The sequence below is a fragment of the Faecalibacterium sp. OM04-11BH genome (assembly GCF_003482185.1).
GTDB classification, from domain to species: Bacteria; Bacillota; Clostridia; order Oscillospirales; family Ruminococcaceae; genus Faecalibacterium; species Faecalibacterium tardum.
Window position 1 is genome coordinate 36,337 of sequence record NZ_QULS01000003.1, and the last position, 26,552, is coordinate 62,888.

22 protein-coding genes are annotated in these 26,552 nt (G+C 59.6%); 8 read left to right on the forward strand and 14 right to left on the reverse strand.

What is annotated here, in order from left to right:
- Position 1 precedes the first annotated feature (1 nt).
- Genes DXB44_RS03790 through DXB44_RS03800 form a run of 3 tightly spaced genes read right to left on the reverse strand, consistent with a single transcriptional unit; the run spans position 2 to position 2,653 of the window.
- Positions 2–613, reverse strand: coding sequence for a lysophospholipid acyltransferase family protein (locus DXB44_RS03790; protein WP_055185592.1), 612 nt, complete (start codon positions 611–613; stop codon positions 2–4).
- A gap of 26 nt (positions 614–639) precedes the next feature.
- Positions 640–1,305 (reverse strand): (d)CMP kinase, encoded by a 666-nt coding sequence (cmk, locus tag DXB44_RS03795; RefSeq protein ID WP_118657792.1) that lies wholly within the window; start codon positions 1,303–1,305, stop codon positions 640–642.
- Positions 1,306–1,360: 55 nt separating this feature from the next.
- Complete coding sequence (locus DXB44_RS03800) at positions 1,361–2,653, reverse strand: NAD(P)/FAD-dependent oxidoreductase (protein WP_118657793.1); 1,293 nt, start codon at positions 2,651–2,653, stop codon at positions 1,361–1,363.
- Positions 2,654–2,831: 178 nt separating this feature from the next.
- Between DXB44_RS03800 and DXB44_RS03805 the strand changes: the two genes are divergently transcribed.
- Positions 2,832–3,476 (forward strand): TetR/AcrR family transcriptional regulator, encoded by a 645-nt coding sequence (locus tag DXB44_RS03805; RefSeq protein WP_118657794.1) that lies wholly within the window; start codon positions 2,832–2,834, stop codon positions 3,474–3,476.
- Positions 3,477–3,555: 79 nt separating this feature from the next.
- On the forward strand, positions 3,556–4,749 hold the full coding sequence (locus DXB44_RS03810; RefSeq protein WP_118657795.1) for an MFS transporter: 1,194 nt from the start codon (positions 3,556–3,558) through the stop codon (positions 4,747–4,749).
- A 45-nt stretch (positions 4,750–4,794) separates the two neighbouring features.
- Here the strand turns inward: DXB44_RS03810 and DXB44_RS03815 are convergent, their stop codons facing one another.
- The 3 genes from DXB44_RS03815 to DXB44_RS03825 form a co-directional block, all read right to left on the reverse strand.
- Positions 4,795–5,559, reverse strand: coding sequence for a M23 family metallopeptidase (locus DXB44_RS03815; RefSeq protein WP_118657796.1), 765 nt, complete (start codon positions 5,557–5,559; stop codon positions 4,795–4,797).
- 160 nt (positions 5,560–5,719) lie between these two features.
- Positions 5,720–6,865: a glycoside hydrolase family 88 protein gene (locus DXB44_RS03820; RefSeq protein WP_118657797.1), complete on the reverse strand. Its 1,146-nt coding sequence runs from the start codon at positions 6,863–6,865 to the stop codon at positions 5,720–5,722.
- Positions 6,866–6,868: 3 nt separating this feature from the next.
- On the reverse strand, positions 6,869–8,425 hold the full coding sequence (locus DXB44_RS03825) for a glycoside hydrolase family 28 protein (protein ID WP_118657798.1): 1,557 nt from the start codon (positions 8,423–8,425) through the stop codon (positions 6,869–6,871).
- Between the two features lie 111 nt (positions 8,426–8,536).
- Between DXB44_RS03825 and DXB44_RS03830 the strand changes: the two genes are divergently transcribed.
- Entirely contained in the window at positions 8,537–9,355 is an 819-nt protein-coding gene (locus DXB44_RS03830) for an AraC family transcriptional regulator (RefSeq protein ID WP_243111018.1), read from the forward strand.
- An 83-nt stretch (positions 9,356–9,438) separates the two neighbouring features.
- Here the strand turns inward: DXB44_RS03830 and DXB44_RS03835 are convergent, their stop codons facing one another.
- From DXB44_RS03835 to DXB44_RS03855, 5 genes are all read right to left on the reverse strand, one after another.
- Positions 9,439–10,296, reverse strand: coding sequence for a carbohydrate ABC transporter permease (locus DXB44_RS03835; RefSeq protein ID WP_055186959.1), 858 nt, complete (start codon positions 10,294–10,296; stop codon positions 9,439–9,441).
- Positions 10,297–10,306: 10 nt separating this feature from the next.
- Positions 10,307–11,236 (reverse strand): sugar ABC transporter permease, encoded by a 930-nt coding sequence (locus tag DXB44_RS03840; RefSeq protein WP_118657800.1) that lies wholly within the window; start codon positions 11,234–11,236, stop codon positions 10,307–10,309.
- 187 nt (positions 11,237–11,423) lie between these two features.
- Positions 11,424–12,815: an ABC transporter substrate-binding protein gene (locus DXB44_RS03845; protein ID WP_118657801.1), complete on the reverse strand. Its 1,392-nt coding sequence runs from the start codon at positions 12,813–12,815 to the stop codon at positions 11,424–11,426.
- Between the two features lie 1,118 nt (positions 12,816–13,933).
- Positions 13,934–14,539: a thymidine kinase gene (locus DXB44_RS03850; protein ID WP_055187050.1), complete on the reverse strand. Its 606-nt coding sequence runs from the start codon at positions 14,537–14,539 to the stop codon at positions 13,934–13,936.
- Between the two features lie 4 nt (positions 14,540–14,543).
- Positions 14,544–15,185 carry a redox-sensing transcriptional repressor Rex gene (locus tag DXB44_RS03855; RefSeq protein ID WP_055187049.1) on the reverse strand — a complete coding sequence of 214 codons (642 nt, stop codon included), beginning with the start codon at positions 15,183–15,185 and terminating at the stop codon, positions 14,544–14,546.
- A 254-nt stretch (positions 15,186–15,439) separates the two neighbouring features.
- Between DXB44_RS03855 and DXB44_RS03860 the strand changes: the two genes are divergently transcribed.
- The 4 genes from DXB44_RS03860 (at position 15,440) to DXB44_RS03875 (ending at position 22,400) form a co-directional block, all read left to right on the forward strand.
- Entirely contained in the window at positions 15,440–16,123 is a 684-nt protein-coding gene (locus DXB44_RS03860; RefSeq protein ID WP_118657802.1) for an ATP-dependent Clp protease proteolytic subunit, read from the forward strand.
- Between the two features lie 263 nt (positions 16,124–16,386).
- Positions 16,387–19,251, forward strand: a complete 2,865-nt coding sequence (locus DXB44_RS03865) for a DNA translocase FtsK (RefSeq protein WP_118657803.1) — start codon at positions 16,387–16,389, stop codon at positions 19,249–19,251.
- A 12-nt stretch (positions 19,252–19,263) separates the two neighbouring features.
- The gene (locus tag DXB44_RS03870) at positions 19,264–21,321 is read left to right on the forward strand and encodes a YgiQ family radical SAM protein (RefSeq protein ID WP_118657804.1); all 2,058 of its coding nucleotides are present in this window, start codon (positions 19,264–19,266) and stop codon (positions 21,319–21,321) included.
- The gene (locus tag DXB44_RS03875) at positions 21,294–22,400 is read left to right on the forward strand and encodes an MBL fold metallo-hydrolase (protein WP_118657805.1); all 1,107 of its coding nucleotides are present in this window, start codon (positions 21,294–21,296) and stop codon (positions 22,398–22,400) included. The genes DXB44_RS03870 and DXB44_RS03875 overlap by 28 nt, the downstream gene beginning before the upstream one ends.
- A gap of 68 nt (positions 22,401–22,468) precedes the next feature.
- On the opposite strand, the gene DXB44_RS03880 is transcribed toward DXB44_RS03875, so the two are convergent.
- The 3 genes from DXB44_RS03880 to DXB44_RS03890 all read right to left on the reverse strand — a co-directional run bounded on the left by DXB44_RS03880 (position 22,469) and on the right by DXB44_RS03890 (position 24,836).
- Positions 22,469–22,921: a MarR family transcriptional regulator gene (locus tag DXB44_RS03880; RefSeq protein WP_118657806.1), complete on the reverse strand. Its 453-nt coding sequence runs from the start codon at positions 22,919–22,921 to the stop codon at positions 22,469–22,471.
- Between the two features lie 15 nt (positions 22,922–22,936).
- Positions 22,937–24,295, reverse strand: a complete 1,359-nt coding sequence (locus tag DXB44_RS03885; protein WP_097778542.1) for a citrate/2-methylcitrate synthase — start codon at positions 24,293–24,295, stop codon at positions 22,937–22,939.
- 118 nt (positions 24,296–24,413) lie between these two features.
- Complete coding sequence (locus DXB44_RS03890) at positions 24,414–24,836, reverse strand: BlaI/MecI/CopY family transcriptional regulator (protein ID WP_015536612.1); 423 nt, start codon at positions 24,834–24,836, stop codon at positions 24,414–24,416.
- A gap of 621 nt (positions 24,837–25,457) precedes the next feature.
- Here DXB44_RS03890 and serC point away from each other — a divergent pair.
- Positions 25,458–26,540, forward strand: a complete 1,083-nt coding sequence (gene serC, locus DXB44_RS03895) for a 3-phosphoserine/phosphohydroxythreonine transaminase (RefSeq protein ID WP_015536611.1) — start codon at positions 25,458–25,460, stop codon at positions 26,538–26,540.
- Positions 26,541–26,552 lie beyond the last annotated feature (12 nt).

Genomic DNA, 26,552 nt, shown 5'->3' on the forward strand with positions numbered 1-26,552 from the left:
TTTACGCCCCCATCTTTTCCCATGCTTCCAGCAGTGCCTGCTTGTTGGCACGGAGCTTTTTGGTATCGCGGCGGCCCTCCATGGCAAACTGTGCTGCGGGCATCGGCTCGCCGTAGATCACCCGCACCTTGCAGAACAGGTGCATCTTCCTGTCCGGGGTGTCGTACAGGATGCGGCAGGGCACAACGTCCACCCCTGCCTCGGCGGCAATGACGAACAGGCCGCTCTTGGGGGGCAGAAGCTTGCCCTCTTTTTCGCGGGTGCCCTCCGGGAAGATGAGCAGGGTCTTGCCCTGTTTGCAGGCTTCCACCGTCTGGGAGATGACCGCCATCTCGTCCTTGGTGCCGCGGACGCACACGCCGCCGCAGCAGCGGAAGAACCAGGTCAGAAAGGCGTTGATCTCGAACAGTTCCTTTTTGGCGAACACCACCATCCGCCTGCCCCACCGGGTAACGACGATGAACACCGGGTCGATGGCAGACACATGGGTAGGCGCAAGGATGCAGCCCTTCGTCTGCACCTTTTTCAGGTTTTCGCGTCCCTCCACCCGGATGCGGAAACCGATGTGCCACACAAGCCATGCAAGGGGCACCAGAATATAATATAGTACCATTTTCTATTCCTGTCCTGTTTGTTGTATCAGCCGATCTTTTGGGCAATGATCTGCTTCATAGCGTCAAGGCTCTGCTCAAAATCCAGCTCCGAGGTGTCCAGCAGCACGGCGTCCTCTGCCTGCTTCAGCGGGGCGGCGGCGCGGTGGGTGTCCTGATAGTCCCGCTGCTTCACGTCTGCCAGCACTTCCTCATAGGGGGTGTCGATGCCCTTGGCCTGATACTCCTTCCAGCGGCGGGTGGCGCGTGCCTCCGGGCTGGCGGTCAGGAAAATTTTCACCGTAGCGTCCGGCAGCACCACCGTGCCGATATCCCGGCCGTCCATCAGCACGTCCTGCTTTTTTGCCATGCTGCGCTGTAAGTCCAGCAGAAATGCCCGCACCGCGGGGTTTGCGCCCACGGCAGAGGCTGCCATGCCCGCGGCTTCGGTGCGGATGGCGGTGCTCACATCCTCGTCCTTCAAGTAAATGTGCTGCTCGCCCGCAATGGAAGCCAGCCGCAGCTCGATTTCCGGCAGCAGGGCGTCCACCGCTGCGTTGTCCTTGGGGTCCTTGCCCGCGCGCAGGGCGTACAGGCCGATGGCGCGGTACATTGCACCGGTGTCCACATAGATATAGCCCAGCTCTGCCGCCAGACGGCGCGCCAGAGTGGATTTGCCTGCACCCGCAGGCCCATCAATTGCAACAGATACCATAATATGTTCTCCTTATTATATATAATAGTACACGGGAATGGACTGCACTGCTTTTTTACAGATTATTCGCAAAGCTCTGTGCAGTGCAGAAAGCGATCTGCAGATTATAGCCGCCGGTGTAGGCGTCCACGTCCAGCACCTCGCCCGCAAAGTACAGTCCCAGCGCCTTTTTGCTCTGCATGGTCTTGGGGTCTACCTCCCGTACCGATACGCCGCCGCTGGTGATCACTGCGTGGGCAAGGTCGCCCCGGGCGTCAATGGACACCTGCCAGTGCTTGACCAGCTGCACCAGCTCCCGCTTCTGCTCCCGGGTGATCTGGTTTGCCTTGGTGGCGGGGTCAATGCCCCAGCGCGCCACCATCACCGGCTGCATGCTGGAAGGCAGCAGCTTGACCAGCGCACCCTGCGCCGCATGGTTTGCCAGCAGGGCAAAGTCCCGGGTGATGCGGTCGTACAGCTGCTCCTCGCTCAGGGCGGGCTTCAGGTCGATCTCCGCGATGTATCTGTGCTTTTTCATATCCCCCAGATGGCTGGACGCGCTCAAAGTCAGCGGCCCGCTGATGCCAAAGTGGGTAAACAGCATCTCGCCCTGCTCGTCAAAGATGGCCTTGCCGTCCTCCAGCAGGGTCAGGGTGACGTTTTTCAGCGCCAGACCCATCATCTTTTTGCAGTCCGGGTCGCGGCTGACAAGGCTGACCAGACTGGGCACCGGCTCCACAAGGGTGTGTCCCGCCTGCTGCGCCAGCTTGTAGCCGTCACCGGTAGAACCGGTGGTGGGGTAGCTCACGCCGCCGGTGGCCACCAGCACGGCGTCCGCCCGGTATTCCCTGCCGGAAGTGCCCCGCACGCCCACGCAGCGCAGCACCGGACCAGCCTTTTTCTTTTTGGGGTGGCGCGGGTTTTCCGCTGCCGCCGGGGCGGGCTCTGCCTCCGGCACGATGTCCTCCAGCAGCAGCTTTTTTGCGCCGTCGTAGACGATGTCGGCATCCTGCGCATAGCGCAGCAACGCCTGCCGGATCTCCTCGGCCTTATCCGATACCGGGAACACCCGGCGGCCACGCTCCACCTTCAACTCCACGCCAAGGCCTTCGAACAGCTCCATGGTCTTTGCCGGGGGGAACGCCCCCAGCGAGGAGTACAAAAAGCGCGGGTTCGTGCGCACATGGCGCAAAAACTCCTCTGCCGGGCAGTCGTTGGTCACATTGCAGCGCCCCTTGCCGGTAACAAGGATCTTCTGCCCGGGCTTCTCGGTATGCTCCAGCACCGTCACCTGATGTCCCTGCCGCACGGCGGCACCCGCCGCCATCAGTCCGGCTGCCCCGGCTCCCACGATCAAAACCCTTGCCATCTGTCATCCTCCCAAAATCGCCTTTTAACTCTATTGTATCATACCAGAAACCCCGCGCAAAAGCAATGCAGCGCCGCAGGAAATCAATGGATTTTCGGTTCCATGCCCTCTTGACAAAGCCGCCGGGCTGCTGTATTCTTTTTACAGACCGTTAGTTTGTAAAAAAGGAGCATCTGCCATGCCGCGCAACAAATACCCGGAACAGACTGTGGAAAAGATCCTGGACGCCGCCGCCCTGCTCTTTATCCAGAAGGGCTACCAGAATACCACCCTGCAGGACATCATCGATGCCACAAAGCTTTCCAAAGGGGCGGTGTACCATCACTTCCGCTCCAAGGAGGAGATCGCGCAGCGCGTCGGTGACCGTTTGGGCGACCAGATGTGGGAGCCGCTGCGCCATATCCGGGACGACCCGGCCCTGACCGGGCTGCAGAAGCTGCAGGCGGTGTTTGCAGCATCCTTTGCCGGGCAGCGGCAGCAGCAGATCGCGCAGACCTTGCCGCACCTGTGCAGCAACCCGCAGTTCCTTGCCATGGAGCTGACCAACATTGAAGCGCATCTGGCCCCGGAGTGTATTGCACCCATGATCCGGCAGGGCATGGCAGACGGCTCCATCCACACTGCCGATGCCAATGCGCTGGCCGAAGCGCTGTTCGTGCTGGCAGACATCTGGCTTTCCCCCCAGACGCGCCCCACCACGCCGGCTCAGCAGCGGGCGCGGAACGTCGTGTTTCAGCAGATGACCCACGCGCTTGGGCTGGACCTTTTGACGGATGCACAGGCCGAACAGCTGGTGCAGCTGTGCACACCGGTCAAGGGCTGAATTTTCCGGGCGGAACGCTCCGCCCTTTTTTGCGTGTCTTTACAGACCAATGGTCTGTATTTAAAAACAGGAGGTTCCCATGAACACATTTTTCCTCATCGTCCTCGGGCAGATCATCTCCCTGTTCGGCAATGCCGCCCTGCGGTTTGCGCTGCCGCTGTATCTGCTGCGGCAAACCGGTTCCGCTGCGCTGTACGGCGGTATCACCGCTCTGGCCATGCTGCCCGCCCTTGCTGGAATGCTGACCGGCGGCGCGCTGGCAGACCGCTGCCGTAAAGTCCGCCTGATGGCACTGCTGGATCTGGTGACCTCCGGTATTGCGGCGGCAGCCGCTGCCGGATTGCCGCATCTGCCCCTGCTCCCGCTGGTTCTGACCGTGCTGGGCAGTCTGTACGCCATTCAGGGGCTTTACCAGCCCGTGGTACGCGCCTGCCTGCCCCTGCTGCTGAACGGCACCCAGCTGCTGCGCGGCAACGCAGTCATCCAACTGGTGGATACCGTGGACGAGCTTCTCGGCCCCCTGCTGGGTGCTGTTCTGCTGGAGCACCTCGGCATCCGGGGTCTGCTGGCGCTCTGCGGCAGCTGCTTTGCACTTTCCGCCGGAATAGAGCTGTGCCTGTGCATCCCACAGGATGTCCCATCGGACACAAGGCTCTCCGTCCGTTCTCTGTGTACCGACCTGCGGGAAAGTGCGCAGTTCCTCACCGGGCAGGCTGCGGTGCTGCAATTAGCCGCCGCCATGGCGGCTGTAAACCTGCTGGAAGTCCCGGCTCTCACCGTGGGTGTCCCGGTGCTGGTGGTACAGACTTTGCAGAAAAGTGATGCCTCCCTCGGCCTTGTGCAGGCGGTGCTGAGCGCAGGCGGCATTCTGGGCGGCGTGCTGGCCGGAACCGTCTTTGTCCGGCGTCCCATCCGCAGCGGCACACCTCTTTTGCTGGCGCTCAGCGGCGTGTGCGCCGCGCTGGGGCTTACCCTCCGGGTGCCCACGCTACAATTCGGCAGCATTCTGGTGCTGGGGGCCATGTTTATGGCCGTGGCGGCGCTGTTCAATGTGTGGTTCTTTGCGCAGCTGCAGGTGTTAGTGCCGCAGGCACAGCTGGGCAAAGCTACCGCCTGCCTCTCCGTGCTGGCCTGCCTGACCCAGCCCATCGGACAGGCAGCCTATGGCAGTGCCTTCCAGCACTGGGCTGCGCACCCGGCAGATGTACTGCTGGCAGCCGGGGTGCTTTCGGCGCTGGTCCTCTGGCTGCTGCAAACGCGCCGTACCGCCTGACACAGCAAAAAAGGAGCCGCTATTGCAGCCCCTTTTATGGTTTGCTTACTCCGGCAGCTTTGCCGGGTCGAGGTAGCTTTCGCCCTGCTTTACCTCCACATGGATGTGGCTTTCCTCGGCGCACTCGCAGCCGACAGTCCCCACCGTGCCAAGCTTCTGCCCGGCGGTCACGGTCTCTCCGGCCTTTACGGCAGGGTCAGCCACACCGCACAGCCGCCAACTGCGGCCAGCGGCATCTTCCAGCACCACCACGGTGCCCCAGTTGCCCTCTGCCCCGGCAGAGACCACCTTGCCCGCCACGGGTGCTGCTACCGCAGCGCCCTGCGTGCAGGCGTAGTCCACACCGTTGTGGGTACGCCAGTCCCCAAGGGTCTTGTTATACACCAGCTCATCGCCGCTGAAGGCGTTGAGCACGCGCCCCGGCATAGAGGGCGCGGCGGCAGGCTGCGCCGAACTGCTGGCAGGCGAGGATGCGCCTTGCAGTGCCGAGGGTTCGCGCAGCGAACCAGAGCCAGACTGCGCACCAGAGGACGCACCAGAGCGCTCCTGCTGCGGCACATCCGCCTTGCTGTTTGCAACGTCGGTCACGGGCTGCTGCCATGTGGTATCCTCCTGTGCGTCCCAGTCCGGTTCTGTTTCCGGGGCGGTCTGTTGGGTGGTGCCGGGGGCGTCCGGCACGTCCAGACTTTTTTGCAGTTCTGCCCGCAGGGCGCGCACCGCCCACACCCCTGCCGCAGCCGCAGCCAGCAGGCTTGCGGTCAGCAGCAGAGCAAAGCCCTTGCCGTGCAGAAATTTTTTGATCTGCTCCATGCTTGTTACTCCCATCTGTCCGTTTTGTGTACGGGATTTTCTTCTGGGCTTAGTGTGGGACAGCGGCGGGCGGTTTATGCAAGGGGACAAAAAAGACACGCAAAAAGGCTGAGCAGCCACTTTTTTGCAGCTGCTCAGCCTTGCTGTATCCCGTTTTGGGTTACTTCCGTGCGATCATTTCGGTATAAGCCAGCACCAGCGGGCCTACGCCCTTGGCATCGTTGCAGACCACCGGCTCGCTGAAGTAGTAGGCCAGAGAGCCGTCACGGTGATCCTTGCCGCCCAGACCCGCCACAAGGCAGATGCCGTCCAGCTGCAAGCTGCCGTCCGGGTTCTTGGACAGGTACCGGTCGCAGGTGCCGTAGAAAGCCTTCTCCGCCCATGCAGCCATGCGTTTGGGCAGATAGCCCAGACGCACGCCCTTGAGCACAGCGTAGGTGAACAGGGCGGTGCCGCTGGTCTCCAGATAGTTGCCCTCGGCCTCCGGGTGGTCGATGACCTGCCAGAACATCCCGCTCTGCTCGTCCTGGAACTTGTGCATATCCTCTACGGTCTGCTTGAGCATGGCCATGATGCCGCGGTACTCGTTGTACAGCTGCTCGTCCATGCGTTCCAGCACGTCCACCATTGCCACAAGGAACCAGCCCATGGCGCGCAGCCAGAAGTTGGGGCTGCAGCCGGTCTCGGGGTCTGCCCAGTACATCTGGCGGCTCTCATCGTAGCCGTGGTAGTACAGCCCGGTCTTTTCGTCCCGCATATGCTTTTTGATGTTCATGAACTGCTTGTAGCTGTCGATGCAGCCCTGCATCTTGTTGAAGCGGGTCTCGTACTCCATGTAGAAGGGCTGCGCCATATAGGTGCCGTCCAGCCACACCTGCCACGGGTAGATGTCCTTGTGCCAGAAGTTGCCCTCCTTGGTGCGGGGCTGGGTGAGCAGCTGGCTGCGGATGGTGTCGATGGCCTTGCGGTACTTCTCGTCCCCGTAGATATCGTACAGGATGAACAGGTTCTTGCCCTGATTCACGTTGTCCAGATTGTACTCCTTGGGGTCGTAGGTCTTGATGGAGCCGTCCGGCTGCACAAAGTAGTCGATGAACTCCTTGGAAAACTCCAGATACTTCTCGTCGCCGGTGGTCTTGTACAGGCTCAGGCAGGCGGTGATCATGCAGCCGTCGATGTAGTTCCACTTGTTGGGCTTGCCGCTGCGCACCTTCTCGATGTTCCACATCGGTGCCTCGGCGCTGGAATTGGCGATCAGGTAGTCCACATAGTCGCCCAGCATGGACAGGATCTCTTCATGGGTCATGGGTCAGTCCTCCTCAAAATGTCCTACGTTGACAAAGTGCAGCCGCTCGCCCTCGTAGCCCTCGATCTTCACGTTGTGCAGGTCGATCTCCTTGACGTTCTCGGCATAGATGGCCAGCTTTTTCACCAGCGGACGGTTATCGGCCATGGCCGCCTGTCCCTCCTTGGCGTTGGGGTCGAAGGTGATGCTCACGTCCCGCATAGTCACCCGCTCGATGGGCTGCTCCGGCAGGCCGTCGAAGTAGCAGCCCGCGAACTGGGCATCGGTGGCCACGATGTTCTCCATGGTCAGGCTGCCCAGCTTGGGGGTGTACTCGTCCACCGGCATCGGCTCGCGGCACTGTACATAGGGGCCGTGGCCGTCCGGGTCGCAGAAGTAGAACATATTGATGACAAAGGGTGCCTTGACGCCCCGCATCTCCACGTTGCGGAACACCAGCCCGTCGATGACGGCGGTGTTGCCGCGGCCGCGGCGGGTCTTGACGCGCAGACCGCGGTCGGTGTGGTCCATCAGGCACTGGGTCACCACCATATCCTTGACGCCGCCGCTCATCTCGCTGCCGATGACGATGCCGCCATGGCCCTTGTCCAGCAGACAGTTGCGGATAACGGTATGCTCGCAGCTGCGCTTCAGTTTCATGCCCAGAAAGACCTTGCTGGCCTTCATGGCGATGCAATCGTCGCCCACATGGATGTTCATGCCGATGATGCGGATATACTCGCAGCTTTCGGGGTCGATGCCGTCCGTGTTGGGGGCGTTGTAGGGGTTGTTGATGTTGAAGTTGAGCAGGTCGAGGTGCTTGACAAAGATGGGGTGGATGGTCCACGAATAGCTGTTCTGCACCGTGATGCCGTGCAGGCAGACGTTCTCGCTGTCCACCGCAGCCACGGCCCGGGGACGCCATGCAATGCGCTTGACCTTGGGGTTCACCCACCAGTCGCCGTTTTCGGCATCGCAGTCCAGCGTGCCCTCGCCGGTCACCACCACGTCATGCACCTGCGTGATGTTCAACAGACCCGCAAAGCTGTCCAGCGGGTTGCCCTCCCAGCCGGTCAGGTAGTACTCGTCCACCTCGTTCTCGCTGGGCAGCACGCCGGGCAGGATGGGGTAATGGGTGCGGTCGTTGTCGCCCAGCAGCACCGCGCCCTTTTCCAGATACAGGGTGGTGTTGCTCTTCATGAACAGGCTGGCGGTGCGGTAACGGCCGGCGGGCACATACACCGTGCCGCCCTTGGGGCAGGTGGACAGCGCCGCCTGCAGCCGCACGGTGTTGTCGGTCTCGCCGTCAGCCACCAGACCATAGCGGGCAGCATCCACAAAGAAGGTCTCCGCCTCGGTGGTGAAATCCAGCTTCAGGGTCTCGCCCTCGGCCTGCACCTCCACCGTATAGGTGGTGCCGGGCAGCAGGGAGAACAGGGAGAACACGTTGGTGTTGCAGGCCTCGTACACCGTTTTGCCGTTCAGAGCAACGGTAAAGGGGTGTGCCGGACGGTAGCACAGCTCGTTTTCCAGCTCGAAAACGGCGCTGCGGGTCATGGAACGGATCAGGGTCAGATTCATGCGAAATAACCTCCTGTGAGTTTGTCTTGCCCCCACGGGGCAGACGTGGTATCATGAGGAAAAGCGCTCTCCCGGCTACCGGGAGGGTTATTCTCGGAAAGGATGCGCAAAATGAAAGCGGAACGGGAAAAGATCCATGCAAAAGTAAAGGCAGACACCGTGCGGCTGAACGGCAGCAAGCTGGAGCTGACGGCAGACGAGGAGATGTGCACCTTTTTGCTGGTAAGCGAGGGCAGCTGCACCCTGCAAATGGGGGAAAACAGCCTGCTGGTAAACCCCGGCAGCGCGCTGCTGCTGGGCGCGGGGGACGCGGTGCTCACCGCCGCCGGTGCAGCCGTCCCGGAGCTGGTGGGCTGCCGGTTCCCGCTCAGCGCCCTGCACGAGCTGCGCAGCGCCGCCCAGCAGGATTTTGCCCGGCTGTTTTTGCCCGGCGAGGTAACGGTGCTGTACGGCCCGGTGCTGTGGACCCGCCGCCTGCGCACTCTGCTGGAGATGATGCGCTCTGCCATGCCGGAGCAGGACTACCCCGGCGGGCTGTACCTGCTGCTGATCCTGCACTATGTAGAGCAGGAATGCCTTGCCGAGAGCAGTGCTGTGGCGCGCCCCCGCAACGAGACCATCGAGCAGGTGTGTGCCCACCTTGCCGCCAACTACCGGCAAAAGTTCTCTCTTACCGAGGTGGCAGCAAAGTTCTACCTCTCCCCTTACTATCTCAGCCGCCTGTTCCGGCGGGTGACCGGGCAATCCATCGTGGACTACCTGAACAACCGCCGCATCGAGGCTGCGCAGAAACTGCTGGAGACCACCGAGCTTTCCATCAGCGCTATTGCCGAGCAGACCGGCTTTGCCAGCGCAGCTCACTTCCGCCGCGTGTTCCGCGAGGTGATGGATATCAGTCCTTTGCAGTACCGCAAAAAGCAGACGAAATGATGTATCAGCCAAAACACCCCCTGTGCCATCCGTTGGGAGCAGCACAGGGGGTGTTGGTCTTGGTCAGATGTTCTTATGGCGCATTAGCCCTTGACGGCACCTGCGGAGATACCTTCAACGAACTGATCCTGTGCACAGAAGAATACGATCAGCTGCGGCAGGATGGAGATAAGGGACAGCGCAAGGATCTTGTTCCATGCAAAGCCGGTATCACCGTCCATGGACAGCTTGACGAACAGGGACATGGGGTATTTGCCGGGGGTGCTGACGTAAAGCAGCGGGCCCATAAAGTCGTTGCAGCTCCACATGAACTGGAACAGTGCGCAGGACACCAGAGCGGGGCCCAGCATGGGCACAATGACCTTGTACAGGGTCTGGAAGGAGGAGCAGCCGTCAATGGCGGCAGCCTCGTCCAGATCACGCGGGACGTTGCGCATGAACTGCACCAGCTGATACACGAAGTAGGTCTCGGTAGCAAATGCGCAGTGCACCCAGATGGCCAGATAGAAGGGGCTGTCCACCCAGCCGAACTTGTTGTACAGCAGGTACTGCGGCACGTTCAGCACGACCTGCGGCAGGAACAGGGTAGCCAGCATGATGTTGAACAGCAGCTTGCGGCCAGGGAAGTCGAAACGGCCAAAACCGTAAGCGGCAATACAGGCAGACACCACAGTGCAGATCACCTTGGGGATGACATAGCTGTAAGTGTTGAGCATGGCCTGCAGGATGTTGATGGAGCCGCCGAAGTTGTTCAGGGCGTTGCGGTAGCCATCCAGCGTAGGCTTTTTGATCCACAGGCTGATGCCTGCAAAGATCTCGCTGTTATCCTTGAAGGTAGCGCTGATCATCCACAGCAGAGGATAGATCATGATGACACCAACCAGGATCAGCACGAAGTACTTAAAGAAGGTTGCGATCTTATTCGATGCTTTCATTCCCATATTGGTCACCTTACCTTTCATCCGAGTAGTAGACCCACTTCTTCTGGCTGGTGAACGCAATGATCGTCAGGATGCAGACGATGATGAACATGATCCATGCCAGAGCAGAAGCCATGCCCATGTCGTAGGACTTGAATGCGTAGTTGTAAACCAGCAGGGAGATCAGGGTAGTGGAACCACGGGGACCACCGTTGGTGATGATGTAGGGGCCGTTGAACTCCTGGAAAGCCTGGCAGATCTGAGTGACCAGGTTGTAGAAGATGATGGGGGTGATCATCGGAACGGTGATGGAGAAGAACTGACGCCACTTGCCGGCGCCGTCGATGGTAGCAGCCTCGTACAGGTCTGCGGGCACGCCCTTCAGTGCAGCAAGGAACAGCACCATGGCGGAACCGAACTGCCATATACGCAAAAAGCAGATGATCCACAGTGCGTAGTTGGGGTCACTCAGCCACTCGGGGCCCTGCACCGCACCAAAGGTGACAGCGCGCACCACAGTGTTCAGCAGACCATCCACGCTGAACACAGCCTTCCACAGCACAGCGATAGCCACAGAGCCGCCCAGAATGGAGGGGATGTAGTACACCGTGCGGAACAGGTTGACACAGGCAATCTTGAAGTTCAGAATGTAGGCGATGAACAGTGCGAAGATCAGCTTCAGGGGCACGGTGATAAAGGCGTACTTGAAGGTGATGATCAGCGCCTTGGTGATCTTTCTGGTGTGGAATGCGGTAATGTAGTTGGCCAGAGCAACAAAGTTGGTGTCGCCCTTGAAGAAGTTCATATCGGTGAAGCTGTAATACAGCGACTGACCGAAGGGGAACGCCTTAAAGACGAGAAAGCCGATGATCCAGGGGATCAGATAAAACAGACCCTGATACTTATCGACCCATTTCTGGAACGGAGTTCGTGCGCCTGCGGGCGCATTACTTTTTTTCATCCGAAGTCCTCCTTTTGCAGGATTTTGAAGCAGACAGTACAGCAGGTCACAGACCGGTAACAATTCTTTCAAGGTTTGATAACCATTCTCCGAAAAAACAAGGGCATCTGTCGTACGGGCGGCAGATGCCCTTATTTATTTCAGATACTGAATATCCGGTTCTGACCGCTGTCAGAGAGAGGTAAGCTTAGCCGATGGTGTAGCCGACAGACTCCATGCCGTCCAGCAGAGTCTCAACAGCCTCTTCAGGGGTCTGATCACCGTAGTCGATGTTGTCGAACACTTCCTGATAGATGCCGGTGCCGGAAGCCTTCAGGTCGTTGTTCTCGAACAGGGGATCCAGCTTGTTGGTGGTGAATGCCATGACCTTGGCATTTGCCTCAGCAACCAGGCTCTTGACAGCGCCGGCGTCCTGCGCGAACTTCAGGCCAGCCTTGGAAGCGGGGATGCCGCACTCAGAGCCCATGATGGAAGCGCCCTTTTCCTCGTTCAGCAGGAAGTTGATCAGGGTAGCAGCCTCGGCAACGTTCTTGCAGGTCTTGGTGATAGCCAGACCCATGGACACCTTGGAGAAGCCGCCGTTGTTGTCGCCGAACTTGATCTCCTCGCCGACGGTAAAGCCGTCCTTGTTGCTGTCGTCCAGAGCGGAAGAATACTTGCTTGCAGCGGAATCCCACTCGAAGATGCCTGCGATCTTACCGGTGATCCACTCGTTGGACTGGTGGGTAGCGGTATCGGAGTTTGCAGAGTAGTAGGTCTTCAGGTTCATCATGACGTGGTTGTCCACCAGGCTCTTGATGAAGGCCAGACCCTCAGCGATCTCGTCCTCGGTGTAGTTCAGGGTGGAGGTAACGGGATCAGCCCAGTCCTTGCCGTACTTGGACTCGAGGTAGAACACCATCAGGATCATACGGTCGTATGCGCCCAGGTGCAGGGGGTAGTAATCGTTGCCCAGCTTCTCCTGGAAAGCCTTACCGGCAGCCATCAGATCGTCCAGAGACTTGGGAACCTCGGTGATGCCAGCCTTATTAAAGGTGGTCATGTTCCAGTAGAAGATACGGCCGGTCATGGAGACGGGCACGCACTGCTGGCTGTTGGCCACATAGCAAGCGTCCATAGCAGCGGCATCCCACTGGGTCAGGTCGATGAACTTGGAGGTGGTGTTCAGATCCACGAACTTGCTGCCGTCGGCAGAGTAGTTGTACAGCCAGTTCCAGTTCACCTGGCAGACATCCTGAGCGTTGCCTGCGATGAAGGCAGCAGCCATCTTCTCTTCCCAGCCGGACCATGCGGCGAAGGTGGGCTCCACGGTGATGTTGGAGTGCTCAGCCTGGAAAGCCTCCAGAGCGCTCTGGTAAGCAGCGTGACGGCTGTCGCCGCCCCACCAGCTGATGCTCAGGTTGACGGGGCCGTCAGACAGGGTCAGGCTCTCGTCTGCGGAAGCAGCGGGGGCCTGAGAAGCAGCGGAAGAAGCGGTGGAAGAAGCAGCGGGCTTGCTGCCGCAGGCAGCCAGCAGACCTGCAGCACCGACAGCGCCGGTAGCCATCAGGAAGTTACGACGAGAAATTGCCTTGCTCATTTTTGTTCTCCTCCTAATAGAAAACATCTTCATGTTAGGGGTCTGCACATCCCCCTTGTATACAATTATGATAACAAAAGCCACCAAAAAAAGAAAGATGGTTTTTACAGTGATACAGGATAAAAACGTACAAATATTGCTCTTGTTTTTGAAAGGGATTCGACGTCCTTGCCGAAATGAATAAACTTGCGCTGAAAAACTGTGCAACTTGTATACTTCAATGACTTGCATAAAAATCTGGGATGCAACATGGGAAGAACGGCAAAAATTTCAATAATTTCTGTTACATTTACCGTTCTGCCTGTAATTTTTTATGTCCTGCCGCCCCCGCTGCTCTCTTCTTTTCCCTCTCCCTCTCCTCTCCGTTGAGTAACTGCCTAGTCTGAACTGATATATCAATAGCGCAAAAAACGTGCGTATTTCACCCAGTTGATATATCAGTGGCCGCGAAACGCAGCAAATTAATATATCAGTCTGTATACAGCCTGTCAGGGATCCCCCTTCCGTCTGCTCACTGTGTTCGCAACCACCTTCCCCAAGGGGACGGCTTTTGGCGGTGGTGGGGAAGGTTTTTTTTATTGCGTTTGATACTTTAAAATAGGGCTAGCGGCGTGCGCCCTCTCCGTCACCTACGGTGACAGACTCCCCCTTTTGTCGCTGCGCGACATCTTCCCCCGGAACGGGGGAAGTCTTTCCTCAAAGGGAGAGCCCTTGGCATAGCGATACAGTTTCCAGCTAAAGTGCAAAGCTTGCGGGCGTGCCCGCTCCCCCTTGGGGGAGCTGTCGCGCAGCGACTGAGGGGCTTCAAATCGGCGGAGCCGGAAAAAACGGTTAAAAGATCTTCACGCCGAACAGGCGTGAATCTTCAGTTTTTTCCGGTGTAGCCCACCCCTTTGGGGTTAAAAGGGGCGAGCAGCCCCTTTTTCGTGGCTCCAGCGCGTCGAAATCGCTGGCACTTTTCTGGTTCTCTTTTGGTGTCAAAAGAGAACATCCCCCGGCAAGCAAAAACCTCCCCCGCGGAGCGCAGCGAGGCTGAGGGGGTAGCTCTTCCGCAAATCACGCAAAAAAGCCGCTGCACCCAGCGCGGTACAGCGGCTTGTATACAACATAAAGGTATCTCAGTTTTTCTTTGCAGCGTAGAACGCCCGCCGCGCCTTGAAGTAGCACTGGGGGCACATGCTGACGTACTGCACATCGTTTTCAAGGTCGATGGCTACCTGCTCGCCTTCAAAGACGAACTGCCCGTTCACCTTGCGGCAGTTGCAGATGGCTTTGCGCCCGCAGGTGCAGATCGTTTTCATCTCCTCGATGGTGTGTGCCAGCTCCAGCAGACGGGTAGAGCCCGGGAAGCCCTTGAGGGAAAAATCTGCCCGCAGACCGTAGCAAATCACCGGGATGTTCAGATCTACCGTGATCATGAACAGCTGCTCGGCCTGCTCCGGGGTAAAGAACTGGCTCTCGTCGCACAGCACACAGGCCAGTGGGCCAGAAGCATCGTTTGCCGCCTTCACGGCTTCGAACACGTCCAGCTCCGGCGGGATCAGCAGGTCTGCTTTGCGGCGCACGCCCAGACGGCTCACCAGCTCCCCGCCGCCCTTGGTATCCACCTGCGGCTTTAAAATGAGCACCTTCATGCCCTGCTCTTCGTAGTTGTGTGCCACCTGCATCAGCGCCGTGCTCTTGCCGCTGTTCATGGCACCGTAGCGGAAATACAATTTTGCCATGCCGTCACTCCTGATTGCGCAGACGGTAGCCCAGACTCATCAGGCTGTCGCCCAGATGGACGTTTTCCACCACCACATCGGGGTAAGGCACCGACAGATCATAGTGGGAGAAGTTCCAGAAGCCCTCGATGCCCAGATCCACCAGCCGTCCGCTGACCTGCTGTGCACCATCGCGGGGGACGCAGAGCACCGCCACCTTGGGCTTGTTTTCCTCGCAGAAGGCCTCCAGCTCGTCAATGTGACGGATGCGGATGCCGCTGATCTCCTTGCCCACCTCGTTCTCGGCCACGTCAAAGGCCGCGATCAGCTTGTAGCCGTTGGTGTCGGTGGTGATAAAGCGGCTCACCGCCTTGCCCAGACGGCCGCAGCCGATCAGGATGGTGGGCAGACGGTCGCCGTTGCCAAACAGCAGGCTTTCCAGAATGGAAAGCAGGTTCTCCACCGAGTAGCCGATGCCCTGCCGTCCGTTCACGTCACCGATGCAGTTGAAGTCCTGCCGCACCTGCGAGGCAGTGGTGCCCATCTGGGAAGCCAGCTCCCGGGAGGAGATGCTGGTAATGCCGTCGTCCTGCAAGGAGCGCAGATACCGGTAATATTTGGGGAGACGCTTGATCACAGGGATCGATGCTTTTTGGGGGGTGTTCATAGGAAAATTCTCCTTTCTGCCCAACGCGCTGCAGCTTCTGCCGCCATGCAAGGGGCTTCTTTGCGCGCAGAGAGATGTTCCGTTTTATCCTGTTATATTATTTAAAGTATACAGCATGAAAGGCGAATGTCAAATACCTATTTATAAAAAAGCAAAAAATTCACAAAGTTTTTTGTTTCTTTTCTCCTGTATACTTCCCCGGATGCCGGGGGATACTGACCCCACAAAGACCCCGCTACGGAAGGAGAATGCGCATGGATACGGCAAAAGACACCCCCGCAGAGCAGCACCGGATGGAAAAAGAGGATATCGAGGATCTGGGCACGGTCACCCTGAGCCGGGGCGGTCATGTCATCCACTGCCTGACCGTCATCGGCCAGATCGAAGGGCATACCGAAGCGCCGCAGGGGCAAAAGACCACCAAGTACGAGCACGTCATCCCCCAGCTGGTGGCGGTGCAGGAGGACCCCCGTATCGAGGGGCTGCTGGTGCTGCTGAACACGGTGGGCGGCGATGTGGAGACTGGGCTTGCACTGGCGGAGCTGATCGCCAGTATCTCCAAGCCCAGCGCCACGCTGGTGCTGGGCGGCGGGCACTCCATCGGCATCCCGCTGGCGGTCAGCGCGCGGCACAGCTTTATTGTCCCCACCGCCACCATGACGGTGCATCCGGTGCGGCACTCCGGGCTGATCTTAGGCGTGCCGCAGACCATGCACTGCTTCGAGCAGATGCAGCAGCGCATCACCGGTTTTGTAGCCGCCCACAGCGGTATGCCGGAAAAGCGCTACACCCAGCTGATGCTCCACACCGGGGAGCTGGTCATGGACATGGGCACGGTACTGGACGGACGCCGCGCCGTAAAGGAAAAGCTCATCGACGAGCTGGGCGGTCTTTCGGACGCGCTGACGTGGCTGTACAGGGAGATCGAGCGGGGGTAAAGTGTGTTGTGGGTTTACCCCTTCCGTCATCGCCTGCGGCGATGCCACCTTCCCCAAGGGGACGGCTTCAGTGGCAACGGGAACGTTTATCTCTACCACAAAAGGCGTCCCCTTGGGGGAGCTGGCTTTGCGAAGCAAAGACTGAGGGGGTTCGTTCCATTTTCCTCAAGAAAAACAACATTATGGTTTGCCATTTTTGCCCTTGCGTGGTACAATAGTAAAATCAATTATTGTGTCTATGGGAAGTTGGGGAACAGAGTAGAATGGCAACGAAAAAACGAAAATCAACGAAACGGCGCACTGCTGCCCGCCGTAAAAAGGCAGAACAGCGGCTCCCGGCAGGGCTTGGCACCCTGTTCGGCGGCCTGCTGCTGATGGTGCTGGCCTTTGTGCAGGGCGATTCCGTATGGCGGGTGCTCCACGATGTGCTGTTCGGGCTGTTCGGCTGCGGCAGCTTTGTGTTGGGTGCAGCCGTGTGCTGTCTGGCTGTTTTGTACACCCGGGGCGAGGAGCTGCTGTCCCGCATCCTCAAGCTGGTGCTGGGGCTTATCTTTGTCTGCGGCACAGTCATCGTGTTTTCCGATATCCAGCCGCAGGGACTGTCGGCGCTGCAAATGCTTTCTGCCTGCTACGCCAACGGCGTCAGCGCATGGCTCTCCGGCGGCGCAATGGGCTTTGTGCTGGGCGGCGTGCTGCTTTTGCTGTGCGGTCGCCCGGCGGCAAACCTCATTATGATCGTGCTTTTGTTGTGCGGCAGCCTGTACATTTTTGATGTCACCCCCGCCGAGGTCTGGGTCTGGCTGTGCGCCGTCACCGGCGGCATCCGCGCCCGCGGCTCTGCCTTTGCAGAGCAGAGCGCCGCCCGCCGCGCCGAGCGTGCCGCCATCCGGCAGGCAGAGCGGGAGATCGACGAGGAATACGACGAAACCGAGGACGAGCCGCTGGACGAGGAGGACGAGCCTGCCGGGCTGCATCTGGGTGTGCCGGACTGGATGTCCGGCGTGCTGCGCTGGGGGCATAAGGTAACGCAGGAGATGGAAGCAGACGCTGCCGAAACTGAGGCCGCGCCCGCCCCCCCTGCCCAGCCGGAGCCTGCCACACCGCCCATCACCCCGGTGCGGGTCAGCGTTGCGCGTCCCCGCGCTGCCTTTGACGTAGACCTTGGCCCCGACCACACCGCCCTTTCCGAGGGTGGCAGCGAGCCCATTGAGCCGCTGATCGTCGGGCCGGGCGGCACCTTCGGGCAGGACCCGCTGCGCCCTGCGCCCAAGCCCACGCCGCCGCCCATCGTGGCAGACCCGGTAGTCACCGCTGCGGCAGATTTCTTTGCCAAAGATGCCCCCCAGCCGGAAGAGCCCGCCCCTGCCCCTGTTTTTGATACTTCCATCGTCCAGCCGGCAGCGCCGGTGGTGCAGCCGCAGATGCCGCAGCCGCCGGAAGCTGCGCCCATCCAGCCCGCCGTGCCCCGGGTGAGCGCCGAGAACGCCGTGGCGTTCCGCTCTGCGCCGGACGAGGACGGCTGGATCAGCATCACCGCCGAGCCGGTAGAGGAAAAGGACATCAACTCGCTGGTGGCAGCGGCCATGGAAAAGCCCGCCGTCTCGGAGCAGGCAGCTGCCACCGCCCCCACCGAGGAAGCCGAGCCGGTGGACAGCTATGAGTACCAGTACCCGCCCATCGAGCTGTTTGAAAAATCGCAGGAAGAAAGCGACCCCGGCGCACAGGAGGAGCTGAAGGCCAACGCCCAGAAGCTGGTGGACACGCTGGAAAGCTTCGGCGTGCGTACCCGGGTGCTGGATATCTCCCGCGGCCCCTCTGTTACCCGGTACGAGCTGCAGCCCATGGCGGGTGTGAAGATCAGCCGCATCACCTCGCTGGCAGACGATATCGCCCTGAACCTCGCGGTGGCAGATGTGCGTATGGAAGCCCCCATCCCCGGCAAGCCCGCCGTGGGCATCGAGGTGCCAAACCACAAAAAGACCCCTGTGTACATCCGCAGTATCTTTGAAAGCCAGAGCTTTCTGCGCATGACCTCGCCGCTGGGCATCGCCCTTGGCAAGGACATTGCCGGTGTGGCGCAGGTGACTGACCTGTGCAAGATGCCCCACCTGCTCATCGCGGGCAGCACCGGCAGCGGTAAATCCGTGTGCGTGAACAGCATCATCATGAGCCTGCTGTTCCGCTCCAGCCCGGAGGACGTAAAGCTGCTGCTCATCGACCCCAAGGTAGTGGAGCTGGCCGAGTATAACGGCATCCCCCACCTGCTGATGCCCGTTGTCACCGAGCCGCGCAAGGCCGCCGGTGCACTGGGCAGCGCGGTGCAGGAGATGGAGCGCCGCTACCGCCTGTTTGCGGAGAACAACGTGCGCGATATCAAGTCCTTCAACAAGCTGGCTGCCGAGCAGCCGGAACTGGAAAAGATGCCCTACATCGCCATTATCATCGATGAGCTGGCCGACCTGATGATGGTGGTGGGCAAGGATGTGGAAGATTCCATCTGCCGCATCGCCCAAAAAGCCCGTGCCGCCGGTATGCACCTGATCGTTGCCACCCAGCGCCCCAGCGTGGATGTGATCACCGGCCTGATCAAGGCCAACATCCCCAGCCGCATCGCCTTTGCGGTGTCCAGTCAGGTAGACAGCCGCACCATTCTGGACGGTGCCGGTGCAGAAAAGCTGCTGGGTCAGGGCGATATGCTCTTTATGCCCGTGGGCGCACCCAAGCCCACCCGTATCCAAGGCACCTTTGTGCGGGATGAGGAGATCAGCCGTGTGCTGGATTTCATCAAATCCAGCGCCACCGTGCAGTACGACGAAGCCATGATCGAGGCCATGGAAAAGCACGCCATTCAGGACGGCAAAAAGGGCGGCGGCGGTGCCGACGCCGAGGAGGACGCAGGCTCCGACCCCATGTTCAAGCAGGCCGTGGATGTGGTCATCGACGCCGGTCAGGCTTCCACCAGCCTGTTGCAGCGCCGCTGCAAGCTGGGCTACGCCCGCGCCGCCCGCATCATGGACGAGATGGAGCAAAAGAGCATCATCGGCCCCTACGAGGGCGCAAAGCCCCGCGCCGTGCTCATCAGCCGCCAGCAGTGGCTGGAAATGCAGATGAACCAACCGGAGGAATAATAAAGGAGCATTATGGAACATTCTACTCCCCAGATCTACACCAAATTTCTTCCCATCAGCCGGGCGGACATGGAAGCCCGGGGCTGGGAGCAGCTGGACTTTGTGGTGGTAGGCGGTGACGCCTATGTGGACCACCCCAGCTTTGGCACCGCCATCATCAGCCGCCTGCTGGAGGCCGAGGGCTACAAGGTGGGCGTGTTGGCACAGCCTCGCTATACCGACTGCGAGGACTTCAAGCGGTTCGGCAAGCCCAAGTACGGCTTTTTCATTGGCGGCGGCAATGTGGACAGCATGGTCAGCCACTATTCCGTGGCAAAAATTCCCCGCGCCGAGGATGAATACTCCCCCGGCGGCAAGGCCGGTGCCCGCCCGGACCGCAGCGCCACCGTGTACACCAAGCTTGCCAAGCAGGCTTACCCCGACCTGCCGGTGATCTTAGGCGGTCTGGAAGCCAGCCTGCGCCGGTTTGCTCACTACGATTACTGGCTGGACACCGTGCTGCCCAGCATCGCCGAGGACTCCGGCGCGGATCTCATCAGCTTTGGCATGGGCGAGCACCAGACCGTGGAGATCGCCCGCCGTCTGGCCGCCGGGGAGCCGGTGGAGAGCATCACGGACGTGAACGGCACCTGCTACCTGACCGATTTCGACCACCTGCCCCAGCGGTATGTGGAGTGCGCCGGTTTTAAAAAGGTTGCCGCCGACAAGACAGCCTACGCCAAGGCCTGCCGCATCCAGATGGACAATCAGGACGTGGTCAGCGGCCAGATCATTGTGCAGAAGCAGAGCGAAAAGTATCTGGTGCAGAACATCCCCGCAAAGCCGCTGGTGCGCGGAGAGCTGGACAAGGTATACGCCCTGCCCTACACCCGCCGGTACCACCCCATCTACGAGAGTATGGGCGGCGTGCCCGCCATCCGCGAGGTGCAGTTCTCTATCATCCAGAACCGCGGCTGCTTCGGCGGTTGCAACTTCTGCGCCATCCAGCTGCATCAGGGGCGGCGGGTCACCAGCCGCAGCGCCGACAGCATCGTGGAGGAAGCCGAGCGCATGACCCACGAGCCGGATTTCAAGGGCTATATCCACGATGTGGGCGGCCCCACCGCAAACTTCCGCTTTCCCTCCTGCCGTGAGCAGATGCTGCGCGGCATGTGCACCGGCGGCAAGCATTGCCTTGCCCCCACCACCTGCTCCCACATGATCGTGGATCACAGCGACTACCTTAAAATTCTGCGCCGGGTGCGGGAGCTGCCGGGCGTGAAAAAGGTGTTCATCCGCAGCGGCATCCGGTTCGACTACCTGATGGCTGACCCGGACGATACCTTCTTTAAAGAACTGGTGGAGTACCATGTGTCCGGCCAGCTGAAGGTCGCCCCGGAGCACTGCGCCCCCAACACCCTTGCCTACATGGGTAAGCCGCCCATCGAGACCTTCAACAAGTTCAAGGATAAGTTCTACGAGCTGAGCAAGAAGGCGGGCAAAAAGCAGTATCTGGTGCCCTACCTCATGTCCAGTCACCCGGGCAGCACCCTGAAGGACGCGGTCTATCTGGCCGAGTACCTTTATAAGAACCACATGCGCCCGGAGCAGGTGCAGGACTTCTACCCCACCCCCGGCACCGTGAGCACCTGTATGTTCTATACTGGGCTTGACCCCTACACCCTCAAGCCGGTGTTTGTGGAAAAGACCCCCGAGGGCAAGGCATTGCAGCGCGCACTGCTGCAATACTACGAACCCCGCAACGCCGAAAAGGTGGTCAAGGCCTTGCAGCTGACCCACCGGGAGGACCTGATCCCCCTGCTTGTGCCCGCCGTCGGCCGCCGCGCCGTGCAGCGCACCGCCCGCCGGGCAGAGAGCGCCGAGGTGACCATCCACAACGATGGCACCTATACCGTACACCCCAGCCAGAAGGGACGCAGCACCGGCAAAAATGCCCGTGCCACCGCCCCGGCAGGCCGTCAGCCCAGCCCGGGCGCGCGCTTTGCGCCCAACTCTGCGCCCGGCCACAAACCCAAGAATAATCAACAGAAAGAGGCCGCAACGTGGAAAACCGGAAAGAAGAAAAAGTAACCCTGCTCCCCCGCCGCCTGTTCCTGCGGCTGGCTGCACTGGCGCTGGCCGCTGTGCTGGCGCTGGGGCTTACCGCCTGTGACAGCAACGGCGGACACATCGTCAAGCCCTCCACCGGGGCAAGCCAGCCCTTTGAGATGCACTTCATTGACGTAGGGCAGGCGTTGAGCGTATTGGTAGAGTGTGACGGACAGTTCATGCTCTACGATGGCGGCAATGTGGACGACGGCAGTCTGGTGGTATCCTACCTGCAAAAGCAGGGGGTGGAGCAGCTGCAATATGTATTCTGCTCCCACGCCCACGAGGACCATGTGGGCGGCCTTGCCGCCGTAATGGCAAAGTTCCCGGCTGGGCACGCTTACAGCCCGGTGACCGAGAGCAGCACCAAATGCTTCAACGATTTTGTCAAGTACACCCAGCAGCAGGGCTTGCAGCTGGAGGTGCCCTCCGTGGGCACGGTCTGGCCGCTGGGCAGCGCCACCGTTACCCTGCTTGGCCCGGTAACGCAGTACAGCGAGACCAACAATACCTCGCTGGTGCTGCGCATCGACTACGGCAATACCAGCTTTCTGCTGACCGGTGACATGGAAAATACCGCTGAGACCGACCTTGTGAACAGCGGTGCCAACCTGAAAGCCGATGTGCTGCAGGTAGGGCACCACGGCTCCAGCACCAGCACCGGCTACTTGTTTTTGAACGCTGTTCTGCCGGAAATGGGCGTCATCTCCTGCGGCAAGAACAACAAGTACGGCCACCCCCACGAGGAGACGTTAAGCATCCTGCGGGACGCAAAGGTGGACGTCTACCGCACCGACCTGCAAGGTACCATCACCATTGGCAGCGACGGTCAGAACTTCACCGTGGGCACCGAGCACTTTGTGCCGGACAGCCAACTGAACCCCACCGACCCGTCGTCCTCCAGCACGGCGCAGCAGGCCTACATCGGCAACGTGAACAGCAAAAAGTTCCACCTGCCCACCTGCGCAAACCTGCCTGCGGGAAAGAACCAAATCCTCTTTTCCAGCTATGACGAAGCCATCGCTGCAGGCTATACCCCCTGCGCAAGCTGCATCAAATAAAAATATTTTTATAAAAAGAAAGACACCGGCGGCCTGCAAGGCTGTCCGGTGTCTTTCTTTCATAATCGTTACTGTGCAGCGGGAAACTCCTTCTCCCGCTCTTCTTTCAGGATGGCAGTGGCGCGCTGCATGGTGGCAGCGGCGCGGCGCAGCTCCTCGTCCCCAAGTTCGGCACGCATCCGGCGGTAGCAGCGCTGCAAAAGTGCCTGCTCCTCCGCCATCAGCTCCACCGCCTTGCTGGAAAGCTCCACATAGGTGCGCCCGGCCTCGCGGTCGGTTTTCCATGTTACAAAGCCGCTGTCCTGCAGCTTCTCGATGCCCTTGGAAAGCTCGGTCACCCGCAGCCCCATGGCGGCGGCAAGGTCGGCAAGATAGAGTTTTTCGCCGGGGTGTTTCTCCTGCGCCACCTTGATATAATACAGGATGAGATAATCTGCCCGCTGGATGGTGCTGAACACCTTATCCACGTTGAGCTCGTGGAGGAAGAACCATTCCCCCTGATGCTGCTGCATTTCTTCCATGCCGATGCCCTCCCTTTATGCCCGCTGGCTGCGCGGGATATAATCGTGGGTGCCGCCAAGGCTCTTGTAGGCCGGGCGGATGATCTTGTTGGCGCTGAGCAGCTCCTCGATGCGGTGGGCGCTCCAGCCCATGACGCGCGCCACGGCAAACAGCGGGGTGTACAGCTCCATGGGGATGCCCAGCATCTCGTACACAAAGCCGCTGTAAAAGTCCACATTGGGGCTGACGCCCTTGAAGATCTTGCGCTCCTGCGCAATGAGCTGGGGTGCCATGCGCTCGATGCGGGTGTAGAGGGAAAGATCCTTGTCCCGGCCTTTTTCGTGGGCAAGCTGCTCCACATAGCCCTTGAACACCACCTCGCGCGGGTCGCTGAGGGAGTAGACGGCGTGCCCCATGCCGTAGATCAGCCCCTTGCGGTCGAAGGCCTCGCCATGGAGCAGCTTTTTCAGGTAGGCTTCCAGCTCCTCATCGTCCTCGATGTCGTGGAGGTTGTCCCGGATGTTCTGCATCATGTGCATGACCATCAGGTTTGCACCGCCGTGGCGCGGGCCCTTGAGGGAGCACAGCGCTGCCGCCATGGCCGAGTAGGTGTCGGTGCCGGAGGAGGTGACCACGCGGGTGGTAAAGGTGGAGTTGTTGCCGCCGCCGTGCTCGGCGTGCAGCAGCAGCGCCACGTCCAGCACGCGGGCTTCCAGCGGGGTGTACTGCATATCCGGGCGCAGCATCCTCAAGAAATTCTCTGCGGTGGAAAGGCTGGGGTCCGGGCGGTGGATATACATACTGGCGTCTTTTTCGTAGTGGTTATAGGCGTGGTAGCTGTACACCGCCAGCATGGGGAAGATACCCGCCAGCTGGATGCTCTGGCGCAGCACGTTGGCGGTATCTAAATCTGCCGCCTTGGGGTCGTAGGAAGCCAGCGTCAGCACGCTGCGCGCCATGCTGTTCATGATATCGTGGCTGGGTGCCTTCATAATGACATCGCGGGTAAAGTTGGTGGGCATGGTGCGGCACTCGCCCAGCACCGCGCAGAACTGTTCCAGCTGCTCCGGGGTGGGCAGCTGACCAAACAGCAGCAGATATCCCGCCTCCTCAAAGGCAAAGCGGCTGCCGCGGCTGCCGTTGATGAGGTCTTTTACGTCATAGCCGCGGTACAGCAGCTGACCGTCTGCCGGGTGCTTGACCCCGTCCACATACTGGAACGCCCGGATGTCCGAGATGTTGGTCAGACCTGCCAGCACGCCCTTGCCGGTCTCGTCGCGCAAACCGGCCTTGACCCCGAACTCCCGATAGAGGTCCTTGGGGATGCGGTCATGCTCTGCGCAAAGGGGCTGCTGCTGGTCGAAGTAGCTTAATACATTCTGCAAATGATCCATGTGTCTGGCTGCTCCTTTCCTGTTCGTCCATATCAGTTTCTCGTTTTTTAATAGCTTTTATATTACAGAACGGATACTTCGCTGTCAACCAACATTTTGTAAAAAAATATGAAACAATTCAACCGTAGGGGTCGTACAGGTCGTACTCCTCCGTCTCCTGATGCTTCTCCTCCAACACCCGGATGGCCTGCTCCAAGGCGCTCTGAGAGCAGCCGCTCTCGCTTACCAGCGCATGAACGGCGGCGGCAAGGTCGCCGTCAAACAGGGTGTCCAGCCGCTGCCGCATACAGTACACGCCGTACGCCCGCCGGGTGACCAGCGGCACATACACGTTGCAGTTGCCCTGCTTTGCCGACCTGACCCAGCCTTTTTCCTCCAACCGGTAGAGAAAATTCAGCACCGTAGCCGCCGCCCAGCCGGTGGCCTTGAGCTTTTGGCTGATGTCCCGCCGCGCCGCCGCGCCCGGGCACGCCCACACGGCAAGCATCACCTGTTCTTCTGCCGCCGAAAGCGGCCGCAGGGTATCCGGTAAGCCATACATCTGTTGTACCTCCATAAATTTTTTTAGCGGGAGCGCCCTCTCAGTCAAAGCCTATCGGCTTTGCCAGCTCCCCCAAAGGGGGAGCCAAGGTTTAAAGCCCATTGCTAAAGCGTTATGCGTAATGCGAAAGTTTCCGGCAGTGCTCTTGCCTCTCCCTTTGGGAGAGGTGGCACGGCGTAAGCCGTGACGGAGAGGGCGCACGCCGTCGCCCTCAGTGCTAAAGTATCAAATGCAATAAGAAACCTTCCCGCCATGCCAGAGCCTCCCTCTCTGAGGGAGCTGGCAAAACCATCAGGTTTTGCCTGAGGAAGTTTTCTTTTACATTTGTCTTAGTATTTCCAGTATACCGCATTTCTGCCAAAGGTGCAAGGGCGGAAAATCCGCATGGAATCAAGGCATAGTGCGCTTCTTTTACAATTGTCTTATATTTTGTCTCCGCATGGCGTACATTTGTATGCTTTGTGCCATCAGGCGGGGTACAGGGGCCATATCTTTGTGCAAAGATGCTCTTGTTTTCGGCAGGGAAAAACCGGTATACTACGGCTACGGAAAGTAACAGACGCACCGCAAAACAGGCGGTACTGCGTAATAGGTGTATCACAGGAAAAGGAGAGGTTCATTATGGCACGAGTATATAACTTCAGCGCAGGCCCCAGCATGCTGCCCGAAAAGGTACTGCGGCAAGCACAGGCCGAGCTGCTGGAATACGGCGACAGTGGTCAGAGCGTGATGGAGATGAGCCACCGCAGCAAGTGGTTCGACGCCATCATCAAGGACACCGAAGCTTCCCTGCGCCGGGTGATGAACATTCCCGATAACTACAAGGTGGGCTTCTTTCAGGGCGGTGCCACCCAGCAGTTTGCCATGGTGCCGCTGAACTTTATGACCACCGGCAAGGCAGACTACATCGTGTCCGGCAACTTCTCGGGTCTGGCTGCCAAGGAAGCCGCCAAGTTTGGTGAAGCCAAGATCGTAGCATCCAGCAAGGATAAAAATTTCACTTATATCCCGGATGTAAACGCTATCGACTACGACAAGGACGCCAGCTACATCCACATCTGCCAGAACAACACCATCTTCGGCACTCAGTATGTGGAGCTGCCGCAGGTGGAGGGCGTGCCGCTGGTGGCAGATATGAGCTCCATGATCCTTTCCAAGCCCGTGGATGTCAGCAAGTACGGCTGCATCTACTTTGGCGTGCAGAAGAACGTAGCCCCCGCCGGTATGGCCATTGCCATCATCCGGGACGACCTGCTGGGTCACGCCGCAGATAACGTGCCCACCATGATGAACTACACCACCCTGCTGGCGAAGGACAGCATGTACAACACCCCGCCGTGCTGGTGCATCTACATGACCGGTCTGGTGCTCAAGTATCTGGAAAACGACATCGGCGGTCTGGCCAATATGCAAAAGATCAACGAAGCCAAGGCCAAGGTGCTGTACGACTATCTGGATGGGCAGGAGTTCTTCACGAACCCTGTGGAGCACCGCTACCGCAGCACCATGAACGTCACCTTCACCAGCCCCAACCCGGACATGGACAAAAAGTTCTGCGCTGAGGCCGCCGAGGCGGGCTTTGTGAACCTGAAGGGTCACCGTCTGGTAGGCGGTATGCGCGCTTCCATCTACAACGCCATGCCTGCTGAGGGCGTGGATAAGCTGGTGGACTTCATGGAGAAGTTCCGCAAAGAGAATGCATAAAGAGGGGTTTCA

Excerpts from the sequence above, each read along its gene's own strand:
- DXB44_RS03790 (WP_055185592.1), bottom strand. The coding sequence starts at position 613 with ATGGTACTATATTATATTCTGGTGCCCCTTGCATGGCTTGTGTGGCAC.
- cmk (WP_118657792.1), bottom strand. The coding sequence starts at position 1,305 with ATGGTATCTGTTGCAATTGATGGGCCTGCGGGTGCAGGCAAATCCACT.
- DXB44_RS03800 (WP_118657793.1), bottom strand. The coding sequence starts at position 2,653 with ATGGCAAGGGTTTTGATCGTGGGAGCCGGGGCAGCCGGACTGATGGCG.
- DXB44_RS03805 (WP_118657794.1), top strand. The coding sequence starts at position 2,832 with ATGCCGCGCAACAAATACCCGGAACAGACTGTGGAAAAGATCCTGGAC.
- DXB44_RS03810 (WP_118657795.1), top strand. The coding sequence starts at position 3,556 with ATGAACACATTTTTCCTCATCGTCCTCGGGCAGATCATCTCCCTGTTC.
- DXB44_RS03815 (WP_118657796.1), bottom strand. The coding sequence starts at position 5,559 with ATGGAGCAGATCAAAAAATTTCTGCACGGCAAGGGCTTTGCTCTGCTG.
- DXB44_RS03820 (WP_118657797.1), bottom strand. The coding sequence starts at position 6,865 with ATGACCCATGAAGAGATCCTGTCCATGCTGGGCGACTATGTGGACTAC.
- DXB44_RS03825 (WP_118657798.1), bottom strand. The coding sequence starts at position 8,425 with ATGAATCTGACCCTGATCCGTTCCATGACCCGCAGCGCCGTTTTCGAG.
- DXB44_RS03830 (WP_243111018.1), top strand. The coding sequence starts at position 8,537 with ATGAAAGCGGAACGGGAAAAGATCCATGCAAAAGTAAAGGCAGACACC.
- DXB44_RS03835 (WP_055186959.1), bottom strand. The coding sequence starts at position 10,296 with ATGGGAATGAAAGCATCGAATAAGATCGCAACCTTCTTTAAGTACTTC.
- DXB44_RS03840 (WP_118657800.1), bottom strand. The coding sequence starts at position 11,236 with ATGAAAAAAAGTAATGCGCCCGCAGGCGCACGAACTCCGTTCCAGAAA.
- DXB44_RS03845 (WP_118657801.1), bottom strand. The coding sequence starts at position 12,815 with ATGAGCAAGGCAATTTCTCGTCGTAACTTCCTGATGGCTACCGGCGCT.
- DXB44_RS03850 (WP_055187050.1), bottom strand. The coding sequence starts at position 14,539 with ATGGCAAAATTGTATTTCCGCTACGGTGCCATGAACAGCGGCAAGAGC.
- DXB44_RS03855 (WP_055187049.1), bottom strand. The coding sequence starts at position 15,185 with ATGAACACCCCCCAAAAAGCATCGATCCCTGTGATCAAGCGTCTCCCC.
- DXB44_RS03860 (WP_118657802.1), top strand. The coding sequence starts at position 15,440 with ATGGATACGGCAAAAGACACCCCCGCAGAGCAGCACCGGATGGAAAAA.
- DXB44_RS03865 (WP_118657803.1), top strand. The coding sequence starts at position 16,387 with ATGGCAACGAAAAAACGAAAATCAACGAAACGGCGCACTGCTGCCCGC.
- DXB44_RS03870 (WP_118657804.1), top strand. The coding sequence starts at position 19,264 with ATGGAACATTCTACTCCCCAGATCTACACCAAATTTCTTCCCATCAGC.
- DXB44_RS03880 (WP_118657806.1), bottom strand. The coding sequence starts at position 22,921 with ATGGAAGAAATGCAGCAGCATCAGGGGGAATGGTTCTTCCTCCACGAG.
- DXB44_RS03885 (WP_097778542.1), bottom strand. The coding sequence starts at position 24,295 with ATGGATCATTTGCAGAATGTATTAAGCTACTTCGACCAGCAGCAGCCC.
- DXB44_RS03890 (WP_015536612.1), bottom strand. The coding sequence starts at position 24,836 with ATGTATGGCTTACCGGATACCCTGCGGCCGCTTTCGGCGGCAGAAGAA.
- serC (WP_015536611.1), top strand. The coding sequence starts at position 25,458 with ATGGCACGAGTATATAACTTCAGCGCAGGCCCCAGCATGCTGCCCGAA.